This is a genomic window from Undibacterium sp. TC9W (genome assembly GCF_049339865.1).
In the GTDB taxonomy this organism is placed as follows: domain Bacteria; phylum Pseudomonadota; class Gammaproteobacteria; order Burkholderiales; family Burkholderiaceae_D; genus Undibacterium.
Map to the genome: position 1 here is coordinate 85,154 of NZ_JBMPPJ010000022.1, position 13,665 is coordinate 98,818.

The window sequence follows — 13,665 nt, forward strand, 5'->3', positions numbered from 1 at the left end:
AATGATGACATTCAACAAAAAGATCCTGATCTGCAGCATGCTTTCCAGCATTTTTATGGCGACAGCAGCGCAGGCACAATTATATAAATCGGTAGGACCAGACGGCAAAGTCACTTATAGCGATCAACCACCACCAGCCAATCAAAAGGTAGAAAAGAAAAAACTGCCCGATACTCTGGAAGGCGGTAACCTGCCACAGGAACTGGCAATCGTCGTTGCAAAAAATCCGGTCACCCTGTACTCAGCCAATGGCTGTTCACCATGCAATGATGGCCGCAACCTGCTCAAAAGCCTTGGCATACCATTTAACGAAAAAACCGTTAACACGGCAGCAGACCAGGAAAAAATGAAGCAAGTTAGTGGCGACTTGCAAATGCCCTTGCTCGTGATTTCCAACGTCAAATTCCGTGGCTACAGCATGGATGAATGGAAAGATGCTCTGAGCAAAGCTGGTTATCCAGCCACCAGCAAACTGCCCAAGGATTACCGGTACGCAGCGGCGGAGCCTGCAGCCCCGCCACCGCCGCCAGCCGCCCCCAAAGCGCCGGATGCAGCAAGACAAGCAGTGACTCCCCAGCCCAAGAAGCCCGACGATGGCTTTAAATTTTGAGTTCGCATGACACGCATCGATTTTCATAGCAATGTGGCGGACAAGCTGAACTACTCTTGCCGCCTGATACGCAAGGCCCACGCTGCCAATTGCAAAATGGTGGTATATCACCACGACCGTGCCTGGTTGCAGCGCTTGAACGAGACCTTATGGACGCTGACAGAAGCTGATTTTTTGCCGCATGTAATGCTCAGCGATCCATTATCTGCCATGACCCCCATCGTACTCAGTCACGATGAGCATGCTGCTTGCCCGCATTATGAATTGCTGATCAATCTGACCGCTGCTACCCCTGCCAACTTTACTCAGTTTCAGCGCATGATAGAAGTCATCTCTGCCGATGATGCAGACAAACTGGCCGGGCGTGAGCGCTATCGTCACTACCAGCAACAAGGTCATACTCTTACCCACTCCGTGGCGAAATAAAATGAATAATCAAATAGACGCCAGCATTCCTGTGTTGACTGAAGTCATCAAGCCGGAAGAACTCCTCACGCCACCTGCCAAAGCAGTTGCAGCAACTGATAATGCAGGTATCGATGGTACGGCACAGCCTGCCTATGAAACAGCTACCAATCATTATCCGGGTAAGACAGAAGAAGACTGGCAGGCACTGGAACAAAGCCTGCGTGAAAACGTCTTGCGCCAGGTGCTGACCCGCATAGATTTTGTCCTCGAACACAGAATCAGGGACAACCTGGCCGATGTTTTGCAGATTGCCGTAGCCAATTTATCAACAGAAATACGCTCTGGCCTGCATAAAACCCTGGAAGAAGTCATCACCCGCGCAGTGACCCAGGAAATCACCAAGGCAAAGTCGCCCAAATAATCAAAATAATTAATAATATTTTTATTTTTAAACACAAAGACTCCATCCGTGTTTAAAAATAAAAATCTGAAGTAGCTTTCTGATTACCTGAGAAAGCAAAGTATTTCTACAATCTCCTGCATCGCATACAAGATGAAACACAGGAGATTACCCATGAAAGTCATCGTTCTCGGTTCCGGCATAGTTGGCACATCGTCTGCCTGGTTTTTAAAAAAGCAGGGTCACGAGGTCACCGTCATTGATCGCCAGCCTGGTGCCGCACAAGAAACCAGCTTTGCCAATGGCGGCCAGATTTCTGTCTCCCATGCTGAACCTTGGGCTAATCCATCGGCACCGATGAAGGTCTTGAAATGGCTGGGCAAAGAAGATGCGCCTCTGTTGTTCCGCCCGCGTGCAGAATGGCTGCAATGGCTGTGGGGCATGCACTTTTTGCGTGAATGCACACCTGGCCGCACGGCAGAAAACATCCGCCAGATAGTCGCCATCTCTGAATACAGCCGTCTGACTTTGCGCAGCCTGCGTGAAGAAACCGGCATACAGTATGACAATCTGAGCAAGGGCATACTGCACTTCTACACCGATCAAAAAGAGTTCGAAATTTCCCTGCCCGCAGCAAAACTCATGCGCGACCTGGGTTGCCCGCGCGACTCTATCGATGCCGATGAAGTGGTACGCAGGGAACCTGCGCTGGCAGGCATACGCGATAAGATCGTTGGTGGCGATTACACCGAAACCGATGAGTCAGGCGACGTCTATCAATTCACAACAGGTCTGGCTGACAAGGCCGCGGCAGCAGGCGTGCAATTTCAGTTCAACACGACGGTCACCCGCTTGTTATCTGAGGGCACTGGCGCCAGCGCCAAAATTACTGGCGTGGAGATCATTGATGCAGCCGGGCGTCACAAGACCTTGCATGCTGACGCTTTTGTGGTTGCCATGGGCAGTCACTCACAAACGCTGTTAAAACCTTTGGGTATCTCCCTGATGATTTATCCAGGCAAAGGCTACTCGGCCACTTATCAAATTACCAATCCTGAGCAGGCACCTGTTATTTCGCTGACAGATGATGGCTATAAACTCGTCGTGTCGCGCCTCGGCAACCGCCTGCGTGTTGCAGGCACCTGTGAAATCAATGGCTATGGCAGAGACCTCAATACTGCCCGTTGCGAAGCTATTACCAGACGCACACGGGAACTGTTCCCGACCGCCTGCGATTACGATAATCCGGTTTACTGGACAGGTTTGCGGCCACTGACGCCTTCGAATGTTCCTTATATAGGCAAATCCCGCATCAGTAATCTTTACCTCAATACCGGCCACGGTACGCTGGGCTGGACCATGGGCGCAGGTTCTGGCCGTGCGATTGCAGACATCGTCTCGGATGTACAGCCAGATGTCGATTTTGCGTTCACTGGCATGGAATACAAGGCGGGGAAAACCATTCTGCTGCCCGCCTGAGACAAGCAAGTTTTATCTAAAAACTACTCTGATACAGACAGGATGCGCTCAGACAAAGCTCTGCCCTGCAAGCTAAACGCCCGCTGAAGCGGGCGTAGCAAAACAAGTTTCCCCTCACGCAAGTTGCCAGATGGAATCTCTATCTGCAACAACTTGCGTTCTTTTTGTCATCCAAACACAAGATCCCGGCGTTTACTGGAAAACAGGCTGAATCATTTAGCTTTATGTTGTTTTATCTGGCTTTACTTGCCTTTAATACGCACAGGTAACTCTTCGGCTTTTTCGTCAAAGGCAATACGTGTCGTAAATTTGGCACGCTTCATGGGGAAACGGGAATGGAAATGTCGAACATTGCCAGAGCCGGAAATGGCGCGCCGCACAAACTGGTAATAGGCGTCCATGTCTATCACGTGGACCACCAGGAAATAGTCATACTCCCCAGACACAAAATAACATTGCATGACCTCGGCTTCCTTGTTCATGCGGGTCTCAAATTCTCGCATGAATTCATCCGACTGGTTGATCAGCGATACCTCCAGAAAAGCCAGCATTCCATGGCCAAGGGCGAAGCTATCGACCATCGCTACTTCAGCGCTGATGACGCCCGCTTCACGCAGTTCCCGTATGCGGCGCAGGCAGGTGGGCTGGGAGATATGCAGCTTGTCGGCGAGTACCCTGGTCGGGGTTTGGTTGTCTTTTTGCAGGAGGTTCAGGAGCTTGCGATCAAGCTTGTCAAGGGTGCGATATTGGGGCATATAAAAAACGTCAGTTTGGAGAAAAAACCACACAAAATAGCTTTGCGAAATATTTTTTCTGTTGTACCTTCTTGCTGTTCAGTTATCTGAATAAGTCAGAGATGCAGTACTGTTATCCTACTTTTTAATCCTTAGGAGTATGTTCATGTCGTTCAAAACTAAAATGATTCCACTGGCTGGCGCAATTGCTTTCGCTTTCGCTGGTGCTGCGGCAGCTCAAGATCTGGTTGTAAAAATTGGTCACGTTGGCCCTATCTCCGGCGCGATCGCCCACTTGGGTAAAGACAATGAAAACGGCGCCAAAATGGCGATCGAAGAACTGAACGCCAAAGGCGTGATGATCGGCGGCAAAAAAGCCAAATTCGAATTGCTGACTGAAGATGACGCTGGCGATCCAAAACAAGGCACAACCGTAGCACAAAAACTGGTCGATGCGAAAGTAAACGGCGTTATCGGTCACTTGAACTCCGGTACAACTATCCCTGCCTCCAAAATCTACAACGATGCAGGCATCGTTCAAATCTCCCCATCTGCAACTAACGTTGACTACACCAAACAAGGTTTCAAAGGTGCATTCCGCGTGGTAGCGAATGACGGCCAACTGGGTGGCACACTGGGTCGTTTTGCGGTGCAAATCAACCACGCTAAAAAAGTCGCTGTGATTGATGATAAAACAGCATACGGCGAAGGCGTGGCAAAAGAATTTATCAAAGGCGCCAAAGGCAAAGGTGCTGACATTGTTGTGCAAGAGCATACAACTGATAAATCTACAGATTTCAGCGCCATCCTGACCACTATCAAAGCTAAAAACCCAGACGTCATCTTCTTCGGTGGTATGGATGCTGTTGCTGGTCCTATGCTGCGTCAGATGAAGGCACTGGGCATCACAGCCAAATTCATGGGTGGCGACGGTATCTGTACAGCTGACTTGGTTAAACTGGCTGACAACGGCATCGGCGAAGGCCAGGTAGTTTGCGCCGAAGCTGGCGGTGTTCTGGATGCACAGAAGAAAGTCAATGACGACTGGAAAGCTGCATTCAAGAAAAAATTTGGTGTAGAAGTCCAGATTTATGCACCATATGTCTATGACTCAGTCATGGTCATGGTAGAAGCAATGAAAAAAGCTGGCTCTGCTGACCCAGCCAAATATCTGCCAGAGTTGAAGAAAATCAACTACAAAGGCGTAACAGGCGACATCGCATTTGATGACAAAGGCGATATCAAAGACGGCACACTGACTTTGTACACATACAAAGGCGGCAAACGTGATCTGCTGCGCGTAGTCAAGTAAGTTAGCGGCTTAAATAATATCTGCACCACACAAGAGCTTGCAGAGACAAACTGCAAGCTCTTGCGAAACTGAAACAGTTCAACAAGCAGATATGATGAACAATAAAAAAACCTGGCTTATGCCAGGTTTTTTTATTCATTAGTTTAATACAGATCAATTAATCCATATCAAACCAGAATTTATTTCAAACTCAACACCCATTTAACCAGGGTTTTTGCTTCTGCATCACTTACCTGGGCATTTGGTGGCATGGCAACCGGGCCCCATGTACCTGAACCACCCTTTAATACCTTTTGTACCAGTTTGGCTTCAGCAGTCTTGTCGCTGGCGTATTTCTTGGCCACATCCTTAAAAGCAGGGCCCACAACCTTGTTATCGACTGCGTGACAGGCCATGCAATTTTTTGCTTTTGCCAGATCAGCATTCGCCCAAGCCGAGCCAGAAACCATTATTGCCAATACCGAACCTACCAATAAAGAATATTTCATTGCTTTCTCCAAGTTAAAAACTCACTTATTCTACCGCCTTTTGACAATTTTAACGTTTATCTACATACCGGGGTTGACCTGCAGTAAAATTAAGGAAACTCCATGATATGTAACAATGAGTTTGAAGGTTTTTCCCAGAAAAAGGATGCATCCCATGTTCATCATCATCGTTTTATTCATCATGCTCGTATTGAAGCTGGCAGATGTATGGATTTTTGCCACCATGTCATGGTGGTGGATTATTGGTGGTGCTGGTGCAGCATTTGCCTGGTTTGAAGTTCTTGAACGTATGCTGGGCCTGGACAAACGCAAAGATCATGCACATTTTGAAAAAATCCAGAAAGAACGTGTCAAACGCACCTTTGACAAAAACACCCGCCGCTAATGCCAGCACCTGGATGTTTCCCGGATTATTTTTGCGTATCTGCAGCATTCTGACACAACATAAAATACCGGCTGAGCTGCCAGATGTCTGTACCTGAGTTACGAAATCTAGAACTGCGCCAGTTACGCTACTTCCTGGCCGTGGCGGAAGAAATGCACTTTGGCAGGGCAGCTGCGCGCCTGCACATGACCCAACCACCTTTATCACAAGCCATACAGGCGCTGGAAGCCATACTCGGGGCAGAACTGTTTATCCGCAATACGCGCAATATCTCGCTGTCATCTGCCGGAATGGCGCTACTGCCGGAAGTCAGGCGCTTGCTGGCACAGGCGCAATCCCTGCCTGAACTGGCACAGAGAGCCGCCAGCGGCACTTATGGTCACTTATCCATAGCGTTTGTGTCTATTGCTGATTACAGCGTACTTCCACCTGCTCTGCGTGAATTTCGCCGCCATCATGCCGATGTCCACATAGAATTACGAGAAGCAACCACAGACGTACAATTGCAGGCACTGGAAAATAGCGAAATTGATGCAGGTTTTTTGATACCGCCACTTCCAGACAAGTTGCAAAACCTGTTCAATTATCAAAAAGTGCTGTCTGAACCATTAATGCTGGCAGTACCAGAAAACCACGCCAAAGGACGCCAGCAACTGCGCCTCAGCGATTGCACTGACTTGCCGTTGATACTATTCCCTCGCAAAATTGCCCCAGCTTTGCATGATGCCATCCTCGGTTGCTTCCATGCTGCGGGCCTGACGCCTGCCATCGGCCAGGAAGCGATACAGATGCAAACCATCGTCGGTTTGGTCTCTGCTGGCATGGGAATCGCACTTGTGCCACAATCCGTCTCAAATTTGCAGCGCCCTGGCGTCTTGTATTTCGATTTGCCGGAAGCCAGCGCCACCGTTGAAATTGGCCTGGCCTGGCGCAAGGACAATCATTCTGCAGTGCTGGCCGCATTTGCGCACCTGTTTAACTTACCAAATCATCCATGCTGACTCATCCAAATCCTGATCCTGTCGCTTTCCACCTTGGCCCTGTTTCGGTCCACTGGTATGGCATCATGTACCTGATCGCCTTTGCCCAGTTCATTGCCCTGGGCCGCGTCCGGCTCAAGCAACCGCATATCGCTGCACAGGGTTGGACACGCGAACATATCGACGACATGCTGTTTTTTGGTGTACTGGGTGTAATACTTGGTGGCCGTCTGGGTGAAGTGTTTTTCTATGGTTTTTCATATTACTTGGAGCACCCGCTGGAAATATTTGCGGTTTGGAAAGGTGGTATGTCTTTCCATGGTGGATTCATCGGTGTGCTGATTGCCATGTCGCTATGGGCACGCAAGGCCAAGTTTCACCTTGCAGACGTGTATGACTTCATCGCGCCGCTGGTGCCGCTGGGTTACGCTGCCGGTCGCCTGGGTAATTTCATCAACCATGAATTGCCAGGCCGCATCGCATCTGCAGACCTGCCATGGGCAATGATGTGGCCGGGTATTGGCCACCCGGTTCACCCTTCACCTATTTACCAGGCATTGGTAGATGGTTTGCTGGCATTCGTCATACTGTGGATATATGCATCCAAAGCCAGGCCGCGCCTGGCTGTAGGTGCCTTATACGTCACTCTGTATGGCTGCGCCCGCTTCTTCACGGAATATTTCCGCACCCCGGACTATGAAGTCAATATTCTGGGCGCGACAATTTCAGCCGGGCAGATGCTGTCATTTCCCATGATTATTGGTGGGTTATTGCTATTAGGCTTCGCCTACAGGAACAATAAAAAATCAGGTTCTTGAGAAGCTGATATTTGCATGGCTGTTAATCTGCCTGAGCGGCATTTCATTGAGATTGCGTTGCGATGAAATGCCGATCAGTCAGCACATCGACAAGCAAACAAAAAATACTGCTTGACGTGCGCAGGCAAAATCTTTTACAGTAATTGCATGAACTCTTTTTTGACATCGACATCTGCAAGAAAAACTGCTGACAGCGCCAAGCTGCAAGCAGCGCTGTCGTCTGTGTCTGTCTCTTTAGTTCTACTACCATCTCTAGCAAGCTCGCTACTATAAGTAAGCAGCTTGTCCAATTTTAGTCGGCATACCTGCCAGATTAAAACACCAGTATCAAAAATTACCTTTATACCCAATTAGCACCAAGCACAGGCTTCCTGACGTCAGGAAAAACAGCATGACACCATCAGGCACATCAGCAAAGAATTCAGCGGGCGCTATCAGCGTCATGCCTGGCGTTGCACGCCCACAATCTGCGCTGTCACTTGCTCACGGTCGCAAGCTACTAGCGCTACGACTACTGATCGGTTAACCGGCCTCGCGTATCTCTGTGGCAGCCGGTTAGCTAAGCGCCACCACATCAGTATCCATTCACCAATTTGAAAATATCAGCGCCTTGCTGAGGCACTGTGCCAGCCCAAGGAAAAGAACATCATGATGAGTAATCCAGCTAAAAAATATCAAGCCTTCCCAACTATCGCTTTGCAGGACAGGCGATGGCCCAGCCGCAGCATCAGCAAAACACCGATATGGATGAGTACGGATTTACGTGATGGTAACCAGGCGCTGATAGAACCCATGGATGCAAAGAAAAAACTCAGGTTCTTTGAAATGCTGGTCAAGATAGGTTTGAAAGAAATTGAAGTCGCCTTCCCTTCTGCATCCGAAACAGACTTCGCCTTCGTCCGCAAACTCATTGAAGAACAACGCATACCAGATGATGTAACGATAGAAGTATTGACGCAATCTCGCGAAGACCTGATACGCCGTACCATCGATTCCGTACGCGGTGCCAAGCGCGCCATCGTGCATTTGTATAACCCGATAGCACCCGCTTTCCGCCGCATTGTATTTGGCAAATCGCGTGAAGAAGTCAAACAGATCGCCACTGATGGCACCCGTCTCATCAAGCAACTCACTGATGCCATGCCAGAGACAGAATGGGTATTTGAATATTCACCAGAAACCTTCAGCATGGCCGAGCTGGATTTTTCAAAAGAAGTGTGTGACGCTGTTGCCGCTATCTGGCAACCCACCGTTGAACGCAAGATGATCATCAACTTGCCGACCACAGTCGAATGCGCAACGCCGAATGTGTATGCCGACCAGATTGAATGGATGGACAGAAATCTGACGCAACGCGATGCCATCATACTCAGCGTGCATCCTCATAATGACAGGGGCACGGCAGTCGCCGCAGCAGAGCTTGCTGTCATGGCCGGTGCCGACAGGGTTGAAGGCTGCTTGTTTGGCAATGGTGAACGCACCGGCAATGTCGATCTCGTCACGCTGGCCTTGAATTTATATACCCAGGGTGTAGATCCAGGGCTGGATTTTTCTGATATCGATAGCGTCAGGCAGTGCGTGGAAGAATGCAATCAATTGCCTGTGCATCCGCGCCACCCTTATGTCGGCGATCTGGTCTTCACAGCATTTTCTGGCTCACATCAGGATGCTATCAAAAAGGGCTTCGCCCAGCAACAAAAAGATGCGATATGGGAAGTACCTTACTTGCCGATAGACCCCGCTGACCTTGGCCGCAATTATGATGCCGTGATACGCGTGAACAGCCAGTCTGGCAAAGGTGGCATGGCCTTTTTGCTGGAACAGGAATATGGCATCAGCATGCCAAGACGCATGCAAATTGAATTCAGCCGTGTTGTGCAAACAGCTGCCGACGACAGCGGCAAGGAAATGACGGCAGAACAGATACATCAGATTTTCAGCGACAGCTATCTCGCGCCAGCAACACCCATCAGTTATCAAGCTCATCATGCAAACCCGGTCCTGCATCAAAGGACATCGCCATCCGATCCGGCACAAGTATCCTTGCATGTCGATCTGCTGCATCACGGACAGCCACAAGCTATCCAGGGTACAGGTCATGGTATTGTTGAAGCCCAGGTCAATGCCTGCCAGGCGCTTGGATATCAAGTCAGGATCATCGAGAAGCAAGAACAGCAAGTGACACAGCAAGGCCGTTCACAATACATCAGCATTATAGAAGCGCGCGTCAATGATGGCAGCAGCCAGCATGGTGCAGGCATAGCTGACGATGCGGCAACGGCCAGCATGCGCGCCATCATCAGTGTCATTAATCGCCATACAAACTCAGATACGGCAATGCAGATGATTGCGGCCTGATCGCTGCCTGATCGCTAATGAGCAGCTTTGAAGAGCGTAGCCAGCTTGCTGACGCTGCGCTCTATCTCTGCACAAGTCAGTGAAGCAAAACCCAGTAACAGGCCGCCAGGACTTTCTGCCGGCCTGTTTGTTTTTCCCGGCACATCGGCGTAGTGACCCAGGCCGCGCAACTCCAGTCCGATTTTTTGCCCGGCTTCTATGATCTGTTCTTCATCGTAAGCCTGTTTGAAATACACAGCCAGATCAAGCCCGCCATCTTGCGCGCCGCAGATAAGTTCATCTGCCAATTCCTTTTCCAGACAACTCACTAAGCATGCCTGTCGTTCTGCATAGACTTTTCTGGTGCGCTTGATATGTCTGCCGAAATGGCCTTCTGCAATAAAGTCGGCCAATGTCATTTGCGGCATGATGCTGGTATGTTTATCGATGACTGCCTTGGCCTGTATCATGGGCTCCAGCAATTTTTCTGGCAGCACCAGATAGCCGAGCCGCAAGCCCGGAAACAAGACCTTGGATAAAGTACCTACATAGATGACGCTCTGATGTGTATCCAGGCTCTGCAGGGATGCCAGCGGGGAACTGCCAAAACGGTATTCACTGTCATAGTCGTCTTCCACTACCCATACCGCATTCGCCTGTGCCCACTCCAGCAAGGCCATGCGCCTTTGCAGGCTCATGGTCATACCCAAAGGCATCTGGTGAGAAGGTGTGACGACAGCGACTTTCGCATCGGGATAATACATCGCTGCGTATTCGATATCCATGCCTTCACCATCAACCGGTACGGCGCAGATGTCAGCTTGCGATGCATGCAAGGCAGCTGTCGTGCCGCGGTAGCATGGATATTCCACCACGGCCTTTTCACCCGGATCAAGCAACATGGTACTCAGCAGATATAGTGCCTGCTGCGAACCGGAGGTAATCAGGATTTGTTCCGGCGCACAATTCACACCTCGTGCAGCCTTCAAATAAACCGCGAGTAACTCACGCAAAGCCAGATGACCGGCAGGGTCACCATAGCCCAGCTGTCCTTTCGGATGGCGGCAATGACGCGCTTCCAGCCGCGCCCATATATCAAATGGGAATAAATCCAGGTCAGGCATGCTGACTCTGAATGCCCTTACACTACCCTGATGAAAGCGTGTGCTGCCGCGCGGGTCTATATGTTGCAGTCCGCGCTTTGAAATCCTGTCCAGCAGTCGTGCCGCAGGTATATCGCTGACCTTTGTTTTGACGCGTTCTGCAATCGCAGGTAAATCTTCATTCACAAAAGTCCCCTGCCCTACTGAACCACGCAAATACCCTTCCGCCAGCAATTGATCATAGGCATTCAAAACCGTCTGCCGGGAAATTTGCAGCTCCTGACAAAACTCGCGGCTGGGTGGCAACTGCATTCCAGGCAACATCTGGCCTGCCAATATACTTTTTCGTATTTCGGCGTACAACTGCCGGTACAAGGGCTGGCTGTCTTGTCTGTCCAGGGTTATCCCGGCAATCATTTGAGAAATATGCATGCTCCCACCCAAATTGGCATTCTTATTTTTTATAAAATTGGTACTTTTCAATAGCCAATACCAGGCATAAGATTAACGTAAATTCACGGCAAGGGAGTAAACAAATGCATCAATACCAGGCAAAAATTTTATGGGAACGTGGCGAACAGGTTTTTAGCGACAATCGTTACAGCCGTGCGCATGCATGGGAATTTGATGGCGGCCTGGTAGTACCAGCTTCCTCATCCCCTCTGTCTGTCCCGGTACCGATGTCGGAAGAAAAAAATGTCGATCCGGAAGAGGCGCTGGTTGCTGCGCTGGCATCTTGCCATATGCTGTTTTATTTATTCTTCGTGGGCAAACGTGGCTATGTGGTGGATCAATACCGTGATCTGGCGATAGGCATCATGGATAAAAATGCACGGGGCAAGCAAGCGATTACCCGCATCCATCTGCGCCCGCAGGAGACCTATAGCGGTGATAAGCAACCAGACTTGCAGGAGCGTGAAGAACTCCATCATATGGCGCATGAACACTGTTATATCGCCAACTCCATTAACGCCGAAGTCATCATAGAAATCGAGTAGCCCATGTACATGCCCAGTCATTTTGCTGAAGAACGCATAGAAGTTTTACACGCGCTGATGCAGGCGCATCCGCTGGCAGCGTTGGTCAGCTTGCAAGCTGGCGAACTGGAGGCGAATCACATTCCCATCATCGTTTCGCCTCCAACCGCAGATGCACCTTATGGCGTTTTGCGAGGCCATGTCGCCCGCAATAATCCGGTCTGGCAAAGCGCCGCTTCAGGCACGGATGCGCTAGTGATTTTCCAGGGTCCGCAAGCCTATATCAGCCCGCGCTGGTATGAAGAAAAGCAACGCAGCGGTTCTGTAGTGCCGACCTACAACTATGCAGTCGTGCATGTGCACGGCCCCATGCGCATCGTCGAAGACCGGCAGGAATTTTTGCGCCTGCTCAGCGATCTTAGCGATAACTTTGAGCGCAAGTTCGACCAGCCATGGAAAGTCAGTGATGCGCCTGCAGAATATATAGACCGCATGATGGATATGATAGTCGGCATAGAAATCCCCATCCATCGCATCAGCGGCAAATGGAAAACCAGCCAGAACAAAAGCACGCAAGACAGGGTGAATATGGTGGATGGATTACGCGAACAACATGATCCTGCCTCGCACGCATTGGCAAGCGCCATGGAACAGCAATTGTTTGAAACCGAATAAAACGAAACGACAAGGAAAAGAGATGAGTAAAGTAGTAGTACGTGCCGTCACCAAAGAAGATTTCGCCAACTGGTCCGTACTATGGGAAGGCTATAACCAGTTTTATGAACGCACTGGCCCAAATGCCTTGCCAGAAGCAGTGACGCTCAGGACATGGGACAGGTTTTTTGACGGCTATGAACCAGTGTACGCTCTGGTCGCTGAGCAGGATGGGCAGTTGGTAGGACTGGCGCATTATCTGTATCACAGGACCACCAGCCGTATCGAAGCAAGTTGCTATTTGAATGATTTGTTCACCAGTTCTGATAAGCGTGGACAGGGTGTGGGCCGTGCCTTGATAGAGGCGGTCTATGAACAGGCAAAACTGGCTGGTTCTACAGTTGTGTATTGGGGAACCCATGAAACCAATGAAACCGCGCAAAAACTATATCGTCAGGTCGCGGACCGGTCAGGATTTATTCTGTACAAAAAAATCCTGACGTCTTAAGTAAATCAGCATATAAATAAAAGATATTCATTCATTTACAAGAACGGCGCGGGTAGGCAATATTTCTCTTCCCATTAGACATCCCCCATTCGCTCTGCGCGCTGCTCCCTTAATGAAACTGATTTTTCTGCTCGTATGTGTACTTGGCCTGGCCTCCGGATCAAGATTATTACAAATCGCCCTTTGGCCAAAAGTACAGGTGAGGGTACTCAGCAGCAGGGGAAGAGGTCACTGGCCAGGATGAGGGCTTTAGCACTGGCTGGCTGCATGCCGAGCTAGAATATTGGTATCAGTCACAACAATATCTAGTGCAATGGCGTGGTGACCTCATGCGTCACCGCCCATGAGCCTGTAAAAAAATCTGTGTAAGTTCTCCCGGAACTATTGGTGAGCGTTGATGCGCTCCCCAAATTCTATATCAAAGCGATTCAATGCCTGTCGCCAGTGTTGTATAGGCATGGTCCATTTCTTT

16 protein-coding genes are annotated in these 13,665 nt (G+C 49.8%); 13 read left to right on the top strand and 3 right to left on the bottom strand.

The window, feature by feature from the left end:
- The first annotated feature begins 4 nt into the window (after positions 1–4).
- From ACO0LN_RS24345 to ACO0LN_RS24360, 4 genes are all read left to right on the top strand, one after another.
- Positions 5–610, top strand: a complete 606-nt coding sequence (locus ACO0LN_RS24345; RefSeq protein ID WP_422978327.1) for a glutaredoxin family protein — start codon at positions 5–7, stop codon at positions 608–610.
- A 6-nt stretch (positions 611–616) separates the two neighbouring features.
- Positions 617–1,036 (top strand): DNA polymerase III subunit chi, encoded by a 420-nt coding sequence (locus ACO0LN_RS24350; RefSeq protein ID WP_422978329.1) that lies wholly within the window; start codon positions 617–619, stop codon positions 1,034–1,036.
- 1 nt (position 1,037) lies between these two features.
- Positions 1,038–1,439 (top strand): hypothetical protein, encoded by a 402-nt coding sequence (locus tag ACO0LN_RS24355; protein WP_422978331.1) that lies wholly within the window; start codon positions 1,038–1,040, stop codon positions 1,437–1,439.
- Positions 1,440–1,592: 153 nt separating this feature from the next.
- The gene (locus ACO0LN_RS24360) at positions 1,593–2,897 is read left to right on the top strand and encodes a D-amino acid dehydrogenase (RefSeq protein WP_422978332.1); all 1,305 of its coding nucleotides are present in this window, start codon (positions 1,593–1,595) and stop codon (positions 2,895–2,897) included.
- Positions 2,898–3,139: 242 nt separating this feature from the next.
- On the opposite strand, the gene ACO0LN_RS24365 is transcribed toward ACO0LN_RS24360, so the two are convergent.
- Entirely contained in the window at positions 3,140–3,652 is a 513-nt protein-coding gene (locus tag ACO0LN_RS24365; protein WP_422978334.1) for an Lrp/AsnC family transcriptional regulator, read from the bottom strand.
- Positions 3,653–3,797: 145 nt separating this feature from the next.
- Between ACO0LN_RS24365 and ACO0LN_RS24370 the strand changes: the two genes are divergently transcribed.
- Entirely contained in the window at positions 3,798–4,943 is a 1,146-nt protein-coding gene (locus ACO0LN_RS24370) for a branched-chain amino acid ABC transporter substrate-binding protein (protein ID WP_422978336.1), read from the top strand.
- A gap of 179 nt (positions 4,944–5,122) precedes the next feature.
- On the opposite strand, the gene ACO0LN_RS24375 is transcribed toward ACO0LN_RS24370, so the two are convergent.
- Positions 5,123–5,431: a c-type cytochrome gene (locus ACO0LN_RS24375; protein ID WP_422978338.1), complete on the bottom strand. Its 309-nt coding sequence runs from the start codon at positions 5,429–5,431 to the stop codon at positions 5,123–5,125.
- A 154-nt stretch (positions 5,432–5,585) separates the two neighbouring features.
- On the opposite strand from ACO0LN_RS24375, the gene ACO0LN_RS24380 reads away from it, so the two are divergent.
- The 5 genes from ACO0LN_RS24380 to leuA all read left to right on the top strand — a co-directional run bounded on the left by ACO0LN_RS24380 (position 5,586) and on the right by leuA (position 9,972).
- Complete coding sequence (locus ACO0LN_RS24380) at positions 5,586–5,816, top strand: TIGR04438 family Trp-rich protein (protein WP_422978340.1); 231 nt, start codon at positions 5,586–5,588, stop codon at positions 5,814–5,816.
- Between the two features lie 83 nt (positions 5,817–5,899).
- Positions 5,900–6,817 carry a LysR family transcriptional regulator gene (locus ACO0LN_RS24385; RefSeq protein ID WP_422978342.1) on the top strand — a complete coding sequence of 306 codons (918 nt, stop codon included), beginning with the start codon at positions 5,900–5,902 and terminating at the stop codon, positions 6,815–6,817.
- Complete coding sequence (gene lgt, locus ACO0LN_RS24390; protein ID WP_422978344.1) at positions 6,811–7,614, top strand: prolipoprotein diacylglyceryl transferase; 804 nt, start codon at positions 6,811–6,813, stop codon at positions 7,612–7,614. Before ACO0LN_RS24385 ends, lgt begins: the two co-directional genes overlap by 7 nt.
- 391 nt (positions 7,615–8,005) lie before the next feature.
- On the top strand, positions 8,006–8,140 hold the full coding sequence (locus ACO0LN_RS24395; protein WP_422978346.1) for a hypothetical protein: 135 nt from the start codon (positions 8,006–8,008) through the stop codon (positions 8,138–8,140).
- Positions 8,141–8,259: 119 nt separating this feature from the next.
- On the top strand, positions 8,260–9,972 hold the full coding sequence (gene leuA / locus ACO0LN_RS24400; RefSeq protein WP_422978358.1) for a 2-isopropylmalate synthase: 1,713 nt from the start codon (positions 8,260–8,262) through the stop codon (positions 9,970–9,972).
- Positions 9,973–9,986: 14 nt separating this feature from the next.
- Here the strand turns inward: leuA and ACO0LN_RS24405 are convergent, their stop codons facing one another.
- On the bottom strand, positions 9,987–11,486 hold the full coding sequence (locus tag ACO0LN_RS24405) for a PLP-dependent aminotransferase family protein (RefSeq protein ID WP_422978348.1): 1,500 nt from the start codon (positions 11,484–11,486) through the stop codon (positions 9,987–9,989).
- Between the two features lie 104 nt (positions 11,487–11,590).
- Between ACO0LN_RS24405 and ACO0LN_RS24410 the strand changes: the two genes are divergently transcribed.
- Genes ACO0LN_RS24410 through ACO0LN_RS24420 form a run of 3 tightly spaced genes read left to right on the top strand, consistent with a single transcriptional unit; the run spans position 11,591 to position 13,193 of the window.
- Positions 11,591–12,052: an OsmC family protein gene (locus ACO0LN_RS24410; RefSeq protein WP_422978350.1), complete on the top strand. Its 462-nt coding sequence runs from the start codon at positions 11,591–11,593 to the stop codon at positions 12,050–12,052.
- 3 nt (positions 12,053–12,055) lie between these two features.
- Entirely contained in the window at positions 12,056–12,706 is a 651-nt protein-coding gene (locus ACO0LN_RS24415) for an FMN-binding negative transcriptional regulator (RefSeq protein WP_422978352.1), read from the top strand.
- A 22-nt stretch (positions 12,707–12,728) separates the two neighbouring features.
- Positions 12,729–13,193 (top strand): GNAT family N-acetyltransferase, encoded by a 465-nt coding sequence (locus tag ACO0LN_RS24420; RefSeq protein WP_422978354.1) that lies wholly within the window; start codon positions 12,729–12,731, stop codon positions 13,191–13,193.
- The last annotated feature ends 472 nt before the right edge of the window (positions 13,194–13,665 follow it).

Bases quoted from the DNA above. Each gene is read 5' to 3' on its own strand.
- ACO0LN_RS24345 (WP_422978327.1), top strand. From the start codon at position 5: ATGACATTCAACAAAAAGATCCTGATCTGCAGCATGCTTTCCAGCATT.
- ACO0LN_RS24350 (WP_422978329.1), top strand. From the start codon at position 617: ATGACACGCATCGATTTTCATAGCAATGTGGCGGACAAGCTGAACTAC.
- ACO0LN_RS24355 (WP_422978331.1), top strand. From the start codon at position 1,038: ATGAATAATCAAATAGACGCCAGCATTCCTGTGTTGACTGAAGTCATC.
- ACO0LN_RS24360 (WP_422978332.1), top strand. From the start codon at position 1,593: ATGAAAGTCATCGTTCTCGGTTCCGGCATAGTTGGCACATCGTCTGCC.
- ACO0LN_RS24365 (WP_422978334.1), bottom strand. From the start codon at position 3,652: ATGCCCCAATATCGCACCCTTGACAAGCTTGATCGCAAGCTCCTGAAC.
- ACO0LN_RS24370 (WP_422978336.1), top strand. From the start codon at position 3,798: ATGTCGTTCAAAACTAAAATGATTCCACTGGCTGGCGCAATTGCTTTC.
- ACO0LN_RS24375 (WP_422978338.1), bottom strand. From the start codon at position 5,431: ATGAAATATTCTTTATTGGTAGGTTCGGTATTGGCAATAATGGTTTCT.
- ACO0LN_RS24380 (WP_422978340.1), top strand. From the start codon at position 5,586: ATGTTCATCATCATCGTTTTATTCATCATGCTCGTATTGAAGCTGGCA.
- ACO0LN_RS24385 (WP_422978342.1), top strand. From the start codon at position 5,900: ATGTCTGTACCTGAGTTACGAAATCTAGAACTGCGCCAGTTACGCTAC.
- lgt (WP_422978344.1), top strand. From the start codon at position 6,811: ATGCTGACTCATCCAAATCCTGATCCTGTCGCTTTCCACCTTGGCCCT.
- ACO0LN_RS24395 (WP_422978346.1), top strand. From the start codon at position 8,006: ATGACACCATCAGGCACATCAGCAAAGAATTCAGCGGGCGCTATCAGC.
- ACO0LN_RS24405 (WP_422978348.1), bottom strand. From the start codon at position 11,486: ATGCATATTTCTCAAATGATTGCCGGGATAACCCTGGACAGACAAGAC.
- ACO0LN_RS24410 (WP_422978350.1), top strand. From the start codon at position 11,591: ATGCATCAATACCAGGCAAAAATTTTATGGGAACGTGGCGAACAGGTT.
- ACO0LN_RS24415 (WP_422978352.1), top strand. From the start codon at position 12,056: ATGTACATGCCCAGTCATTTTGCTGAAGAACGCATAGAAGTTTTACAC.
- ACO0LN_RS24420 (WP_422978354.1), top strand. From the start codon at position 12,729: ATGAGTAAAGTAGTAGTACGTGCCGTCACCAAAGAAGATTTCGCCAAC.